Genomic DNA, 15,134 nt, shown 5'->3' with positions numbered 1-15,134 from the left:
GCGTCCCCGTCGCGTCACGGCGCCTGCCGCAGCTCCTCGAGCGCGACCGCGACGAGGTAGCGCACGCCGTCGGCGAGGATGTCGTCGTTGATGTCGTAGTCGCTGCTGTGCAACGGGGTCCCCCCACGGCCGGGCTGTGTCCCGTTGCCGAGGAAGACGAAGCACGCGGGGACGTGCCGGGCGAAGACGCCGAAGTCCTCGCTGGGCATGGCCGGGTCGCAGTCGCCGTCCACCCGCTCGGCGCCGAGGACCGCACGGGCCGCCGCCACCGCCCGCGCGGCGGCTGCCGGGTCGTTGAGCGTCGGCGCGAACTCGTGCGTGTACGTCACCTCGGCTCTCGCCCCGTGCGCGGCGGCGATGCCCGTCGCGAGGTCGTGGATGCGCCGCTCGAGCAGCTCCTGCACCGCGGGGTCGAAGCTGCGCGTGTCCCCGCTGATCCGCACGGTCGTCGGGATCGCGTTGCGGGCCCCGTCGGTGACGAACCCCGTGCAGGACAGCACTGCTGGTGCCGCCGGGTCGATGCTGCGTGCGACGACCGTCTGGAGCGCGAGCACGATCTCGGCGCCCACGACGAGCGGGTCGACGACTGCGTGGGGCCGGGCGGCGTGGCCGCCGCGGCCGGTGACGACGATCTCGAAGTCGTCCTCGCTCGCCATGAACCCACCCGCCCGCGTGTGCAGGTGACCGGCCGGGATCCCCGGCATGTTGTGCAGCCCGTACATCGCGTCGACGGGAAAGCGCTCGAAGAGTCGGTCGTCGACCATCGACTGCGCGCCCCGGCCGGGTTCCTCCGCGGGCTGGAAGACCATCCGCACCGTCCCGTCGAAGTCCTGGGAGGCGAGCGCCGCCGCAGCCCCCAGCACCATCGCCATGTGCCCGTCGTGCCCGCAGGCGTGCATGCGACCGGTGGTGGCGGACCCGTGCTCGCGGCCGGCGACCTCGGTGATCGGCAACCCGTCCATGTCGGCCCGCAGCCCGACGGCCCGCGGCGATTCCCCCTTCGTCAGGGAGGCGACGAGACCGGTCCCGCCCAGGCCCCGCACGACGTCGTAGCCGAGGTCGGCGAGGACGGCGGCCACGCTGTCGGAGGTGACGGCCTCCTCGAAGGCCGTCTCGGGGTGGCGGTGCAGGTGGTGGCGCCACGCCCGCAGCTGCTCCTCGTCCACGCGAAGGGGGTTCACGCCGGCATCCCCTCGGTGCTGAGCAGGACGATGGTCGCGTCCTCCGGCAGGTCGAGCTCGGCGCGCCGACCGGGGTCGAGGAGCGCTGCGCGCACCCCGGCGAGCGTCGACGACCCGGAGGGGCCCGACGAGATCCCGAGCGCGGCCAGGTCCCGCGAGGCCGCGAGCGCGGCCTCGTCGGTCACGGTCACCGCGGCATCGCACCCGTCGCGCAGCACCGGCCACGCGAGCGTGGAGACCGTGCCGCAGTTGAGGCCGGCCATGACCGTGCTGCCCGTCTCGACGGAGACCGGCGCCCCCGCCTCCAAGCTGGCGAGGACGCACGCCGCCGTGTCCGGCTCGACGCTGAGCACCCGGACCGACGAGCCGCGCCGGTAGTGCGCGACGACGGCCTGGATGAGCGACCCCACGCCCACCCCGACGGCGACGAGGTCGGGCTCGCCACCCAGCTGCTCGTCGATCTCGAGCAGCAGCGTGTCGTACCCGTCGACGATCCACCCGGGCACGTCCTCGTAGCCCGGCCAGGCCGTGTCCTGGACGAGCTCACGCCGGGGGTCCTCGGCGGCGTACCGCGCCGCCACCCGGACCGTCTCGTCGTAGTCCGCGTCCGCCCGGACCACCTCGGCGCCCTGGTCGACGATGCGCTGCTCGGCCCCCGCTGTCATGACCGCCGGGACGAAGACCGTCGAGGACGTCCCGAGCAGCCGCGCCAGCCAGGCCACGGCCCGACCGTGGTTGCCGTCGGTCGCGGTGACGAGCTGTGCTCCGGGTGTCCTGTCGAGCACCTGGTGGCAGGCCCACGAGGCGCCGAGCACCTTGAAGGCGGCGAGCTCGAGCCGCTGCGACTCGTCCTTGACGAGGACACGTGCGACCCCGAGCTCCGCGGCGAGCGCCGGCAGGTCGACGAGGGGCGTCGGCGCGTAGCCGGGCAGGGTGCGGTGGAACGCGCGCGCGCCCTCGTGGACGACACCGCCCGTCCACTCACGGGCGGCGGGGTTGCTCCTCCAGGTGCTCATGCCGCCAGCATCGACCGCACCCGATCACCACGTCCAGCGCGGCTCGCCCGGCCACCACCCGCTCGCCCGGTCCACGGCCTACGCTCTGCGGGTGCCCGATGACCCCGAGACCGCCCGGCTCACCCTCTTCGTGTGGGCGGCCTGGGGCTTCGCCGCCCTCGTGGTCCTCCTCCTGCTGACCCTGCTCGCCGGGGGCTGGTGGGTGACCTCGCGGCGGGTCCTCGTCGACTTCGCGCGGGCCCGCGCGGCGGGCGACCTCTGGGCCCCGCTCATGCGCGACGAAGGGGGCGAGTGGGGGCGCATCGTGCGCAGCCAGAAGCAGTCGGTCTTCCGCGCCGAGAGCCGCGGCGATGCCCGTGACCTGTGGCTGCGGTGGGGCCCGCTCCTCGTCCTGCACGGCCTGCTGACGCTCGTCGTCGTGGGCGCCATCGTGTGGATCCCGCTCGCCCTGGCCCGGGTCGCCCTGTCGCTCTAGCGGATCGTCGGGACGTCACCGACGCGCCTCGACCACGAGGTGCAGCAGCGGCGCCGAGTCGTCCGGCAGGGGTTGCGTCGGGTCGACCCAGCGCACCTCCTCGATCTCCGCGGCCGGGGTGATCCGCGGACGGCGAAGGGAGGTCAGGTGCGGGTGCCGGAAGACGGTCGCGACGAGCGCCCGGCCGGGCTCGTTGGCGGCATCGGTGTGGTGGACGGCGACGAGCTCGAGGTCCGCGGGGTCGAGCGCCAGCCCGAGCTCCTCGGCGACCTCACGGATCGCGCAGTCGGCCGCGGACTCGCCCTCCTCGGGCTTGCCGCCAGGGTGCATGAAGGAGGTCGTGCCGCGCTTGCGGACGGTGAGGACGCTCCCTTCCGCATCCTGCAGCTCCACCGCGCTCACGACGATCGGGCCCTGGTCCACGCCGTCACCCTACGGCCGTCCCGGCCGACGCTCAGGCTGGGTCCCTACCCTGTCCGCGATCCCGGACGCCAGGAGGAGGGACATGACCAGCCCGGTCGACCTGCCCGCCGATGCGGTGCAGCGCTTCGCCCGCATCCGCGAGGACTTCACCCGCATGATGCTCGGCTACCGGTTCGGCATGGAGCTCGTCGCGACACGGCTGGAGATCCTGCGCGAGGAGTTCGCCGAGCTGCACCGCGACAACCCGATCGAGCACATCTCGACCCGCGTCAAGAGTCCCGAGAGCATCATCGACAAGGCCGCCCGGCAGGGTGTCGACCTCGAGATCTCCGCGCTGCGTGAGCACATCACCGACATCGCGGGGGTGCGGGTCATCTGCTCCTTCGTCGCCGACGTCTACCGGCTCGTCGACTCGCTCACCGCGCAGGCGGACATCACCGTGCGCGTCGTCAAGGACTACATCGCCCACCCCAAGCCCAACGGCTACCGCTCGGTCCACGTGATCCTCGAGATCCCCGTCTTCCTCTCCTCAGGGCCGGTGCAGGTGCCCGTGGAGGTGCAGTTCCGGACCGTCGCGATGGACTTCTGGGCGAGCACGGAGCACAAGATCTTCTACAAGTACGAAGGGGACGTCCCGCCCCACCTGCGGCAGCGGATCGCCGACGCCGCGGTCACCGCGGCGCGCATGGACGAGGAGATGGCCGAGCTGCACCGGGCGGTGCACGGGCAGCCGCACCCGCCGCCGCGGGGCACGTAGGCAGGCGCGCCCGAAGTATCCACAGGCACCGTGACCATTTCGTGTCCTGATGGCCTAGTCTTCTCGCGACCCCACCACACGAGGGGTCGCTCACGGGTCGCCGAGTCCTGCCAGCCCGTGAGTCCCTGAGGAGGAGTGGCAGGAGCGGGGGACCCACCAGATCCACGGCCCCAGTGCCTCGGGGTGAAGTCCTCGGCGGTCGAACCAGACCGCCAGGGCGGGGTGATCTCCACTCCAACCCGACAGCTAACTCCGCAGGCGTAGGAGAGTTCGATGTCGAAGTTCTACGCCGGGCGTCACCGCGCCCCCAGGACCACCAACCCCCTCGCGCGCCACACGGGCGCCGCCCTCGCCGTCGCCGCCATCGGGCTCGGCACCACCACGGTCGGCGCCTCGTCCGCCACCGCCGCCCCCTCCGTCCAGTCGGCCGGGGCCACCGCGACCTTCACGGGCACCCTCTGGCAGGGTCACCGCGGCGGGCTGGTCAAGCAGGTCCAGCGCGTCGTCGGCGTCACCGCCGACGGCGTCTACGGCCCCGCGACCAAGGCCGCCGTCAAGCGCTGGCAGGCCCGCCACGGCCTGACCGCGGACGGCATCGTCGGCGCACGCACCGGCACCAAGATGCGTCTGGGCTCGACCACCCGTTCCACACGCACCTCGACCCGCACGAGGGCGGCGGCCGCCCCCGCCCGGTCCCGCTTCACCGGCACCCTCTGGCAGGGTCACCGCGGCGGGCTGGTCAAGCAGGTCCAGCGCGTCGTCGGCGTCACCGCCGACGGTGTCTACGGCGCCGGGACCAAGGCGGCCGTCAAGCGCTGGCAGGCCCGCCACGGCCTGACCGCCGACGGAGTCGTCGGTCCCCGCACCGGGTCCGCCATGGGCATCAAGCGCACGAGCACCCCGCAGCGCACCTCGCGCACCTCGGCGCGCACCCCGATCTCGAGCGGCAACGTCCTCGGCACCGCCTCGCGCCTCGTCGGCACCCCCTACCGGATGGGCGGCACGAGCCCCTCGTCCGGCTTCGACTGCTCGGGGTTCACCAGCTACGTCTTCCGCCAGCATGGCACCTCCCTGCCGCGCACGGCCGAGCAGCAGCGCCAGTCGACGACCCGTGTCTCCTCGCCGAAGGCCGGGGACCTCGTCTTCTTCGGCTCGCCCGCCTGGCACGTGGGCATCTACGCGGGCAACGGCAAGATGTACGACGCCGGCAACTCGCGCGTCGACACCACGCACCGCCCGATCTGGACGAGCGCCGTCTCCTACGGCCGCGCCTGATCGGCCGCGCCCCTCGGGGGGACATGACGCGCTGGGTACTGCACGTCGACATGGACCAGTTCCTCGCTGCCGTCGAGATGCTGCGCCGACCCGAGCTCGCGGGCCTGCCCGTCATCGTCGGCGGGCGCGGCGACCCGACCGAGCGGGCCGTCGTCTCGACGGCGTCGTACGAGGCGCGCGAGCACGGCGTCCGGTCCGGCATGGCGCTGAAGATCGCCGTGCGCAAGTGCCCCGACGCCGTCTTCCTCCCCGTCGACTTCCCCGTGTACGAGGCCGCGTCGCGACGGGTGATGGACACCCTTCGCGCCGTGCCGGGTGCCGTCGTCGAGGTGCTCGGCTGGGACGAGGCCTTCGTCGGGATCGAGACGGATGACCCCGAGGCGGTCGCCCGGGAGATCCACGACGCGGTCCTCGCCGCGACCGGCCTGCACTGCTCGGTCGGGATCGGCGACACCCGCGTGCGGGCCAAGACCGCGACTGACTTCGGCAAGCCGCGGGGCATCTTCCGGCTCACCCGCGGGAACTGGCTCGAGGTCATGGGGGCACGACCCACGACCGCGCTCTGGGGTGTCGGCCCGCGGACCGGGACGCGCCTGGCGGGCCTCGGGCTGCGGACCGTCGCCGAGCTCGCCGCCGCGGACGTGGACGGGCTCGTCGCCGAGCTCGGTCCGCGCACCGGGCCGCACGTGCTCGCTCTCGGCCGCGGCGAGGGCAGCTCGCAGGTCGACGACACCCCGTGGGTCGCCCGCGCGCATGGCCACGAGATGACCTACCAGCAGGACCTCGTCGGCCCCGAGACGATCGAGGCCGCCCTGCGCGCCCTCGCGGAGCAGGTCGTCACGGACCTGCAGGGCGAAGGGAGGGCCTGCGCCCGCGTCCACCTCAAGGTGCGTTTCGCCCCCTTCTTCACGGTCGTGCGGGTGCGCAAGCTGGCCGAGCCGACCTTCGACCCCGCGGTCGTCGCGGGGACGGCGATGGACCTCTACCGGGCGCTCGACGACGAGCGGCCGGTGCGGCTGCTCGGCGTGCGCGGCGAGATGGTGCCGCCGGAGGGCGGCTACGACCGGTGACGGCTGTCCCCGGTCGCTGGCAGGGTGGTCCCATGGGCCACGACGCGCGACACGACCACCCCGGCAGCAGGCGCTTCGACGACAAGGCGGCGACCTGGGACGACGACCCGGACAAGATCCGGCAGTCCGGTGAGGTGGCTGCCGCCATCGCCGAGGCCGTCCCGCTCGCACCCCGCACCAAGCTCCTCGAGTACGGCGCCGGCACCGGCCTGGTGACCATCGCGCTGCTGGAGTCCCTCACCGAGCCGACGATCACCCTCGCCGACAACTCCTCCGGGATGCGGCAGGTCCTCGCCGACAAGGTCGCGGACGGGGTCCTCCCCTCGCCGACCCGGGTGTGGGACCTCGACCTGGAAGCCCATCCCGTGCCGTCCGAGCGCTTCGACCTCGTCGTCACCTCCAACGTCATGCACCACGTGCACGACCTCGACCGCGTCCTCGCCGCCTTCGCCGAGGTGCTCGAGGACGGGGGCCACCTGTGCATCGCCGACCTCGACCGCGAGGACGGCAGCTTCCACGACGGCGACTTCGACGGCCACCACGGCTTTTCCCGCGAGGACCTCGCCACCCGGCTCGGCGCCGCTGGCCTCACCGAGGTGCGGGTCGGCGACGCCGGCACCGTGCTCAAGCAGGGCCGCGACTACCCGGTCTTCCTCGCGGTCGCCCGCAAGGCCTGAGGTGCGGCTGGTCGACGACCGCGAGCGGCGAGCGCGGCTCGCGACCCGGCACGGGCTGCATCCCGCCCACCGGGCGAGCGACCCCGTCACCGCGGCCCGGTCCGTCGTCTGCCTGCACGCGACCGAGGCGGCGACCGTCCACCTGGCGGTCGGCGCACGGACGTCGGGGGTCACCCCCTTCGCCGTGGACGAGGCCATGTACACCGACCGCAGCCTCGTCAAGCAGCTGGCGATGCGTCGCACCCTCTTCGCCTTCCCCCGCGACCTGCTGCCCGCCGCGCTCGGGGTCGCCGTCGGACGCATCGCGCCCGAGCAGCGCCGCCTGGTCTCCCGCGACGCCGCCAGGCACGGGGTCGCCGGCGACGGCGGTGCGTGGCTCGACGCAGCGGGCGCGGCGGTCCTCGCGCACCTGTCCGGCGGCGGGGCGATGAGCGCCAAGGAGCTGCGCGAGGCGCTGCCCGAGCTCGCCGGGGCCATCACGGTCAACGAGGGCAAGCGGTACGGCGGTACCTTCAACCTCGCGCCGCGCGTCCTCGGCTGGCTCGGGGCGGAGGGCAAGGTCACCCGCGGGCCCAACGCCGGCCACTGGCGGCTGTCGAAGCCCGCGTGGACCCTCATGGACGCCTGGCTCGGCGGACCCGTCGCGCCGCTGCCGCTCGACGCGGCCTACGCAGAGCTCGTGCGGCGCTGGCTGGCGCGGTTCGGGCCGGGCACGCTGGAGGACGTCCAGTGGTGGCTCGGCGCGACGAAGGGAGCGACCCGCACCGCCCTGGCGACGGTCGGCGCGGTCGAGGTCGCCCTGGAGCGCGACCGCACCGGGTGGGTGCTGCCCGACGACGTCGAGCCCGCCCCCGAGGTCGGGCCGTGGGCGGCCCTGCTGCCGACGCTCGACCCGACGACGATGGGGTGGAAGGAGCGCGACCACCACCTCGACCCGGACCACCGGCGGTGGCTCTTCGACAGCAACGGCAACGGCGGCACGACCGCCTGGTGGGACGGCCGGGTCGTCGGCGCGTGGGTGCAGGACGAGGACGGTGTCGTGTCGGTCGTCGAGTGCCCGGGGGTCGACCCAGGGAGCGAGGCGCGGGGGGCGCTGGCGCTCGAGGCCGAGCGCCTGACGGCCTGGCTCGACGGCGTGCGGATCGCCAACGTCTACGCCTCGGCACTGATGAAGGGCGAACCCCTCCCCTGACCCGCACCCGGCAGACTGGGCGCATGAGCGACGAGATCGACGACGCGTACGCGGCAGCGACCGGGGCCGACCAGCCCCGCGACGAAGCGGTCCAGCTGGCCCACCGTCTCCTCGACCTGGCCCGGGCCGGCGACGCTGCCGGGCTCGTGCCCTACCTCGAGGCCGGCGCCCCCGTGGACCTCGCCGACGAGGCGGGCAACACGCTGCTCATGCTCGCGGCGTACCACGGGCACGCCCCGCTGGTGCGCGACCTCGCCGACCGCGGCGCCGACGTCGACCGCGTCAACGGCCGCGGTCAGTCACCCCTGGCCGGTGCCGTCTTCAAGGCCGAGACCGAGGTGGTCGCCGCACTCCTCGACCACGGGGCCGACCCCGACGCGGGCACGCCCTCCGCCCGCGCCACCGCGCAGATGTTCGACCGAGCCGACCTGCTGCCGCCGGTCTGACCCCCTTCCACGACGAGCCAAGGAGCCCACATGCCCGAGGTCCACGAGTACGACGTCGTCGTCATCGGCGCCGGCCCCGTCGGTGAGAACGCCGCGCAGTACGCCATCGAGGACACCGACCTCACCGCGGCCCTCGTCGAGGGCGAGCTCTTCGGCGGTGAGTGCTCGTACTGGGCGTGCATCCCGAGCAAGGCGCTGCTGCGGCCGGTCGCCGTCGCCGACGCGACCGCCCACCTCGAGGGGGTGGGCACCGCCGAGGTCGAGCCCGCGGGCCTGCTCGCCCGCCGCGACACCTGGGTCGGCGGCCGCGACGACAGCGGGCAGGTGACCTGGGCCGAGGGACTCGGCATCACGACCGTCCGCGGCCACGCGCGCCTCGTCGCCGACCGCGAGGTGGAGGTCGACGGCGTCGACGGCACCCAGCGACTGCGCGCTCGGCGCGCGGTCGTCATCGCCACCGGGAGCGCGCCGGTGGTCCCGGCCCCCTTCGCCGACGTCCGCCCGTGGGGGTCGCGCGACGCGACCGCCGTGACCGAGGTCCCCGACCGCCTCGTCATCATCGGCGGCGGGGTCGTCGCCTGCGAGGCCGCGACCTGGCTGACCGCGCTCGGGAGCCGGGTGACGCTCGTCGTCCGCGGCGCCGGCCTGCTCGAGGGCCAGGAGCCCTTCGCCGGCACCATGATCGAGGCGGCCCTGCGGGCGAAGGGGGTCGACCTGCGCCTGTCGACGTCGGTCACCGCGTGCCACCGCTCCGACGCGAGGGACACCGGCGTCGGGCGCGTCCACGGCGGCCCGGTCACGGTCGTGACGGACCACGGGTCCATCGAGGCGGACGAGGTGCTCGTCGCGACGGGCCGCCGCCCACGCCTGGATGACCTCGGCCTGGACGCGGTCGGGCTCGGCCCCGACGACGTCCTCGACGGGCGCCTGCCGGACTGGCTGCACGCGGTCGGCGACGCCAGCGGGGAAGCCCCCCTCACCCACTGGGGCAAGTACCGCGCACGCGTCCTCGGCGACCGCATCGCGTCGACCGCCGGTGGGGTCGATCCCGTGCCCGTGCCCGAGGACGTGCCGGTGCCGCAGGTCGTCTTCACCGACCCGCAGGTGGCGCGGGTCGGCCTGACGAAGGCCCGGGCGGTCGAGGCCGGCCATGACGTGGTCGTCGCGAAGGTCCCCTTCGACCAGGTCGCCGGCGCGGCGTTGCTGCGCGACGACGCACCGGGCGCGGCGCAGCTCGTCGTCGACCGGGACAGCCGGCTCGTGCTCGGCGCGACCTTCGTGGGCACGGACGCCGGCCAGCTCCTGCACGCGGCGACGGTCGCGATCACCGGCCGGGTGCCGGTCCACGTGCTGCGGCACGCGGTCCCGAGCTTCCCGGACGCCAGCGAGGTCTGGTTGCGGCTGCTCGAGGAGCTGCCGCACGAGCTGCGACGGGCTGCCGGCTGACCCGGCTCAGGCCCGGTCGGCGCGGTCGGCGAGCAGCCAGCCGGCCGTGATCGACAGCCAGGCGTCATCACCGTCGCGCAGTCCCTGCAGGGTCGCGTCGACGTCGGGCAGGTCCAGCTCGGCGAGGGCCTCGATCGCCGGGAGCACGACCTCCTTGTCGTCGTGCTCGATGACGTGGAAGAGGGCCGAGGCGGCCGGACGGGCTGCCGGCTCGCCGATGCCGAGCAGCGCCTCGGCGGCGTGGCGCCGCACCGACGGGACGGGGTCCTCGCGGAGTCGCTGGGCGAGCCCCTCGACGGCTGCCCCTCCGGCCTGCTCGAGGGCGCGGGTCAGTTCGCGCCGACGGAACGTGTCCTCCACACCGAGGTGCCCGATGAGCGTCGCCACCGCTCCCGGGGTGCCGATGCGTCCGAGCGCCCACCAGGCCTTGGCGGCCACCGCGTCGTCCTCGTCGTCGGTGAGTGGCAGGATCGCGGCGACGGACTGCGGGTTGCGGATCTTGCTCAACGCGTGGAGCACCTGCACGCGGGCGGGTCCGTCACCGTCGAGCTCGACGAGGAGCAACGGGTACGTCGCCTCGGCGCGGGTGACGACGGCCCAGGTGAGCGTCTCGCGGACGTAGAAGTCCGCCTCGCCCACGAGCAGCTCCACGAGCTCGGCGGCGATCGAGGCGTCGCCGTACGTGCCGAGGTGGAGCGCGGCCTGCTGGCGGACCGACGCGTCCCCGTGACGTGCGGCCCGCAGGGCCCGCTCGATGCTGCTGCTCATGGCCGTCGACGCTACCGGGCGACGGCGAGAGGCAGGCGGCGACCTAGGCTCGACCCGTGAGCCACCGGATCTTCACCACGCCCGTCGCCTCGGTCTACCCGCACTACGTGACCAAGGTGGAGAAGAAGGGGCGCACCGTCGCCGAGCTCGACGAGGTCATCCGCTGGCTCACCGGATACGACCAGGCGAGCCTGCAGCGGCACCTCGACAAGGGCACGACCTTCGAGGACTTCTTCGGCGCGGCAACCCTCAACCCGCACGCAGAGCTCATCACCGGGTCGGTGTGCGGGGTGAAGGTGCAGGAGGTCGAGGACCCGCTGATGCGCCGGATCCGCTACCTCGACAAGCTCGTCGACGAGCTCGCCAGGGGCAAGGCCATGGCCAAGGTCCTGCGCGGCTGACCCGCTCCGAGGGTCTGCCCTCCCTCGGTGCCGTCGGAGAGAGCGGCGCGGGCGCCCCCTTCGTCCTCCTCGAAGGAGGCGAGCGGTGAGGGACGCTGCTGCGTGCGCGTGCACGGAGGCTGACCCGGCCCCCCCGGCCTGCCCACCCACCCGGCTGGGACGGCCCGATCCTGCGCTAACCTCGAGATGTCCCCCCAGGAGGCGGTGCAGATGGTCCCCACGACCCCGGTCGAAGTCCTCACCCACGACACCTGCTGGTCGCTGCTGCGCACGACCACGGTGGGCCGCCTGGCGGTCCTGGTCGAGGACCATCCCGACCTCTTCCCGATCAACTTCGGCGTCGACCACGGCACCGTCGTCTTTCGCTCGGGTCAGGGGACCAAGCTCTTCGCAGCCCTGTCCACCGCGCGGGTCGCCTTCGAGGCCGACGGCTTCGACCCCGACACCGGTCGCGCCTGGAGCGTCGTCGTCAAGGGTGCTGCGCGTCCCATCAGCGAGATCGACGAGCTGACGGACACCGTGGACCTGCCGATCTTCCCGTGGCAGGCCGGCGACAAGGGCCACTTCGTGCGGATCACCCCGAGCGAGGTGACCGGCCGACGGTTCACCGTCGCCGACCCGGACGTCTGGCGCACGCCGGCGACCCGGGCCCCGCGCAGCGCCACCGAGTGAGCGCCACCGAGTGAGCGCCACCGAGTGAGCGCCGGAGCTCACTCGACGTCGAGCAGCGCCCGGATGTCCTCGTTCGTGATCGCGCCGGACAGCGCGCCTCCGTCGTCGACGACCCGCTGGAAGAGGTCACGCTTGCGTTCCTGCAGGGCGAGCACCTTTTCTTCGATCGTGCCGGTCGACACGAGCCGGTAGACCATCACCGGTCGCTCCTGGCCGATGCGGTGGGCCCGGTCGATCGCCTGCGCCTCGGCCGCGGGGTTCCACCACGGGTCGAGCACGAAGACGTAGTCCGCCTCGGTGAGCGTCAGACCGACGCCGCCCGCCTTGAGCGAGATCAGGAAGGCCGTGGAGTCACCGGTCCGGAACTCGTCGATGACCCCGGCGCGGTCGGTCGTGGCGCCGTCGAGGTAGCTGGTCGTGATGCCCTCGGCGTCGAGCCGCTCACGGACGAGTCGCAGGTAGCTCGTGAACTGGCTGAAGACGAGCGCCCGGTGGCCCTCGTCGCCGAGCTCGCGCAGCTGCTCGACGAGCAGCTCGATCTTCGCCGACGTCACCTGGCCGCGGTGCTCGTCGTCGACGAGCCCGGGGTCCAGGCTCAGCTGTCGCAGCCGGGTGATCGAGGCGAGGATCGCGACCCGGTTGGCCTCGGGGTCGGCGAGCAGGCCGAGCACCCGCTTGCGCTCGCGCTGCAGGTGCCTGTCGTAGAGCCGCCGATGGCCGGGCGTGAGGTCGACCGGCAGCACCTGCACCTGCTTGGGCGGCAGGTCGAGCGCCACCTGCTCCTTGGTGCGGCGGAGCATGAGCGGCCGGACCCGGCGCCGCATCCGGTCGAGCAGCTCGGGCCGCTCCCCCGACTCGATCGGCTTGCGGTAGTCCCGGACGAACCGCTCCCTGTGCGGGTACAGCCCGGGCGCGGCCAGTGCGAGCAGGGACCAGAGGTCCATCAGCGAGTTCTCCAGGGGCGTGCCCGTCACCGCGAGGACGAAGGGGGTCGACAGCCGCCTGATCGCCTGGTGGGCCTTGGCCCGGTCGTTCTTGACGAACTGGGCCTCGTCGATGACCACGCCGCGCCAGTCGACGGCGGCGAACTCGTCCGCGTCGATGCGCAGGACGGCGTAGGAGGTCACGACGAGCTGTGCCCCGGCGACCGCCTCGGCGACGTCCTGGCCGCGGGTGCGGCTCGTCCGGCCCAGGGTGCGCACCTCGAGATCGGGGACGAAGGTGTGCGCCTCGCTCGCCCACGTCCCGACGACGCTCGTGGGCGCGACGACGAGGACCGGCCGGTCGAGCTCGCCGGCTGCCGCGGCCCGGGCGAGCAGGGCCAGGGTCTGGACGGTCTTGCCCAGGCCCATGTCGTCGGCGAGCACCCCACCGAGCCCGGCGTCCCACAGCGTGGTGAGCCAGTGGTAGCCCTCGAGCTGGTACGGCCGCAGGGTCGCCCGCAGGCCATCGGGGACCGGCGGCGGCTCGGTGGTGTCGAGGTCCCGCAGGGCCTCGACGCGGGCCCGCCAGTCGTGCTCGCGGGGCACCGCGACGTCGGCGATGCCGGAGAGGTCGTCCCAGAGGCCGACCTGGTAGCGACTGAGGCGCAGCTCGCCCGCCTCGGGCTCGGTGATCTCGCCGGCCTCCTCGATGAGGGCGCGCAGGTCCGTGAGCACCGGGTGGTCGAGACGGAACCACTCACCGGACTCCAGCAGCATGATCTCCTCACCCCGCACGAGAGCGGCGAAGAGCGGCTCGAAGGGCACCGCCACCTCGCCGATGGTCACGCTGACCCGCAGGTCGAGCCAGTCGGAGCCGGCGGCCTGGCCCGCCTCGTGCACGGCGATGACGGGTTCCTCGTCGAGGTGCTCGTACGCCGGCACGTCCTCCCCGTGCTCGACGACGACCCGCTCGTCGACCTCGAGCGCGGGCAGGACCTCGGTGACGACGGCGATCGCGGTGGCGCCGCGCAGCAGGACCTGCGGCACGAGGCGGCGCTGGGTGCTGCCGGTGGCGCGGACGACCGCCCCGGGGACCTCGCGGAGGTCGCCGAGCGCGGTCAGCAGCGCCTGCTCCCCCTTCGCGTCCCGCGGGACGGCTCCGCCGGCGCCCGCCGGGACGACGTGCTCCTGGCTGCCCGCCGCGTAGACGAACCCGAGGTCGAGGCGCAGAGCCTCCCCTTCGCCCCCGACGCGGATGTGCAGGCGAGGCGGGGTCGGCTCGGGCAGGTCCACGCTGCCGTCCGACGAGATGACCGTGACCTGCTCGCGAAGCCGACCGAGGTACATCGCGAGGAAACGGTAGACGTCCGCCGCGGGGACGAGCACCTCGCCGCCGCGCAGCAGGTCGGTGGTACCCGTCCCCAACGTCGCGGCGAAGGGGGCGAGGACCAGCTCCCCGTCCACGCTCGCCGAGAGCCCGTGGACGGGGTCACCGAGGAGGTGGACGTCCTCGGGCTCGACCGTGGGGTCGGGCCACACGATCTTCGGCGTCAGGCACACACCGTCCGCGTCGCGGGTGGCGTCGACGACCGCCTCGACGGGCTCGGCCAGGAGCCGCGCCGGGCGCCCCTCGTCACTCGCGAGGAAGGCGATACCGGCCTGCTCGGCCCGACGCAGAGCGATCCAGACCTCCCCGCCGAAGGCGTCGAGATGGACGGCTGGCTCCTTGACCGCGTAGGACCGGGCCCTGGCGGCGGCCGGGTGCTGCAGGGCGAGGAGGAACCGCACCGCCCGCCGATGGCTCCGCTTGATGGCGACGGCGTTGTAGGACTCGCTGTCGGCCTCCGCCCAGGAGAACTTCTTGGCCCACCGGCCCAGTCGCGTCCACCGCGTGGGCCGGACGAGGAGCTTGCGGGAGTCGGCCGCCCCCCTCCCCCGCCCGGGTTCGATGACCGGCTCGAAGACCAGCGCCAGCACGTCGCCGTCGCGCAGGGGCTCGACCGGTGCGGGCGCGGACAGCCGCTCGAGGGTCGCCTCCCACGGGGCGGCGGGGGCGGTGTCGATCCCCGTGGGGCCCCCGAGGACGTCGCGGACGGTGAGGAGGACGGCCACCGCATGCTTGCAGCGCGCGCCGACCGGGCAGCTGCACCGGGAGCTCCACTCGGTGCGGGGAGCCCGGGAGTCGCCCTCGAGGGAGACGATCGTCTGGTAGGACTCGTGGCCGGACCCCAGCACCGTGGCGACGACGACGCGACCCCGGTTGAGGGCCGCGGCCTGGGTGACCATCTCGTCCTCGGCGTAGCCATACCCCCGGTCGAAGGTGCCCTCGTCCGTGGCCGCCTCGATGTCGTCGTCCGTCAACGACAGCACCCAGTCGGCGGACTCGACCTTCCAGACCACGTCGTTGCTCCC

At 73.8% G+C, this 15,134-nt stretch carries 15 protein-coding genes and 1 riboswitch; of the genes, 10 read left to right on the top strand and 5 right to left on the bottom strand.

The features are described from left to right. Positions 1-14: 14 nt before the first annotated feature. Both JT1_RS14635 and JT1_RS14630 read right to left on the bottom strand, forming a co-directional pair. Positions 15-1,181 (bottom strand): amidohydrolase, encoded by a 1,167-nt coding sequence (locus tag JT1_RS14635; protein WP_211596855.1) that lies wholly within the window; start codon positions 1,179-1,181, stop codon positions 15-17. Further along, complete coding sequence (locus JT1_RS14630) at positions 1,178-2,197, bottom strand: pyridoxal-phosphate dependent enzyme (RefSeq protein ID WP_068328028.1); 1,020 nt, start codon at positions 2,195-2,197, stop codon at positions 1,178-1,180. The genes JT1_RS14635 and JT1_RS14630 overlap by 4 nt, the downstream gene beginning before the upstream one ends. A 91-nt stretch (positions 2,198-2,288) precedes the next feature. Here JT1_RS14630 and JT1_RS14625 point away from each other — a divergent pair, with 91 nt between their 5' ends. After that, positions 2,289-2,672, top strand: coding sequence for a hypothetical protein (locus JT1_RS14625; protein WP_169702022.1), 384 nt, complete (start codon positions 2,289-2,291; stop codon positions 2,670-2,672). A gap of 15 nt (positions 2,673-2,687) precedes the next feature. Here JT1_RS14625 and JT1_RS14620 read toward each other — a convergent pair whose 3' ends face one another. Next, on the bottom strand, positions 2,688-3,095 hold the full coding sequence (locus tag JT1_RS14620; protein WP_082807697.1) for an NUDIX hydrolase: 408 nt from the start codon (positions 3,093-3,095) through the stop codon (positions 2,688-2,690). A gap of 82 nt (positions 3,096-3,177) precedes the next feature. On the opposite strand from JT1_RS14620, the gene JT1_RS14615 reads away from it, so the two are divergent. The 7 genes from JT1_RS14615 to JT1_RS14585 all read left to right on the top strand — a co-directional run bounded on the left by JT1_RS14615 (position 3,178) and on the right by JT1_RS14585 (position 9,958). Further along, a complete protein-coding gene (locus JT1_RS14615; RefSeq protein WP_068328023.1) occupies positions 3,178-3,852 on the top strand; it encodes a GTP pyrophosphokinase in 675 nt (224 codons plus the stop codon). A gap of 88 nt (positions 3,853-3,940) precedes the next feature. Continuing rightward, a riboswitch (cyclic di-AMP (ydaO/yuaA leader) is annotated at positions 3,941-4,128 on the top strand. Next, positions 4,126-5,127 (top strand): C40 family peptidase, encoded by a 1,002-nt coding sequence (locus JT1_RS14610; protein ID WP_068328021.1) that lies wholly within the window; start codon positions 4,126-4,128, stop codon positions 5,125-5,127. (Overlaps the previous riboswitch by 3 nt.) Before the next feature lie 23 nt (positions 5,128-5,150). Next, complete coding sequence (locus JT1_RS14605; protein WP_068328019.1) at positions 5,151-6,197, top strand: DNA polymerase IV; 1,047 nt, start codon at positions 5,151-5,153, stop codon at positions 6,195-6,197. Between the two features lie 32 nt (positions 6,198-6,229). After that, the gene (locus JT1_RS14600; protein ID WP_068328016.1) at positions 6,230-6,874 is read left to right on the top strand and encodes a class I SAM-dependent methyltransferase; all 645 of its coding nucleotides are present in this window, start codon (positions 6,230-6,232) and stop codon (positions 6,872-6,874) included. Position 6,875: 1 nt separating this feature from the next. Continuing rightward, positions 6,876-8,066 (top strand): winged helix DNA-binding domain-containing protein, encoded by a 1,191-nt coding sequence (locus JT1_RS14595; protein ID WP_068328013.1) that lies wholly within the window; start codon positions 6,876-6,878, stop codon positions 8,064-8,066. Positions 8,067-8,089: 23 nt separating this feature from the next. Next, positions 8,090-8,512, top strand: coding sequence for an ankyrin repeat domain-containing protein (locus JT1_RS14590; protein WP_068328010.1), 423 nt, complete (start codon positions 8,090-8,092; stop codon positions 8,510-8,512). A gap of 30 nt (positions 8,513-8,542) precedes the next feature. After that, positions 8,543-9,958 (top strand): dihydrolipoyl dehydrogenase family protein, encoded by a 1,416-nt coding sequence (locus tag JT1_RS14585; protein ID WP_068328007.1) that lies wholly within the window; start codon positions 8,543-8,545, stop codon positions 9,956-9,958. A 6-nt stretch (positions 9,959-9,964) separates the two neighbouring features. On the opposite strand, the gene JT1_RS14580 is transcribed toward JT1_RS14585, so the two are convergent. Further along, positions 9,965-10,726 carry a HEAT repeat domain-containing protein gene (locus JT1_RS14580; RefSeq protein ID WP_068328002.1) on the bottom strand — a complete coding sequence of 254 codons (762 nt, stop codon included), beginning with the start codon at positions 10,724-10,726 and terminating at the stop codon, positions 9,965-9,967. 56 nt (positions 10,727-10,782) lie between these two features. On the opposite strand from JT1_RS14580, the gene JT1_RS14575 reads away from it, so the two are divergent. After that, positions 10,783-11,127, top strand: coding sequence for a DUF2200 domain-containing protein (locus JT1_RS14575; protein WP_068328000.1), 345 nt, complete (start codon positions 10,783-10,785; stop codon positions 11,125-11,127). Between the two features lie 186 nt (positions 11,128-11,313). Further along, positions 11,314-11,799, top strand: coding sequence for a pyridoxamine 5'-phosphate oxidase family protein (locus JT1_RS14570; RefSeq protein ID WP_068327997.1), 486 nt, complete (start codon positions 11,314-11,316; stop codon positions 11,797-11,799). A 38-nt stretch (positions 11,800-11,837) separates the two neighbouring features. On the opposite strand, the gene JT1_RS14565 is transcribed toward JT1_RS14570, so the two are convergent. After that, positions 11,838-15,122 (bottom strand): DEAD/DEAH box helicase, encoded by a 3,285-nt coding sequence (locus tag JT1_RS14565; RefSeq protein WP_068329311.1) that lies wholly within the window; start codon positions 15,120-15,122, stop codon positions 11,838-11,840. Between the last annotated feature and the right edge of the window lie 12 nt (positions 15,123-15,134).

The organism is Janibacter terrae NBRC 107853 (assembly GCF_001591405.1).
Lineage (GTDB): Bacteria > Actinomycetota > Actinomycetes > Actinomycetales > Dermatophilaceae > Janibacter > Janibacter terrae.
Note: the sequence above shows the minus strand (reverse complement) of the source record. Positions and strands in the feature narration are given on the sequence as shown.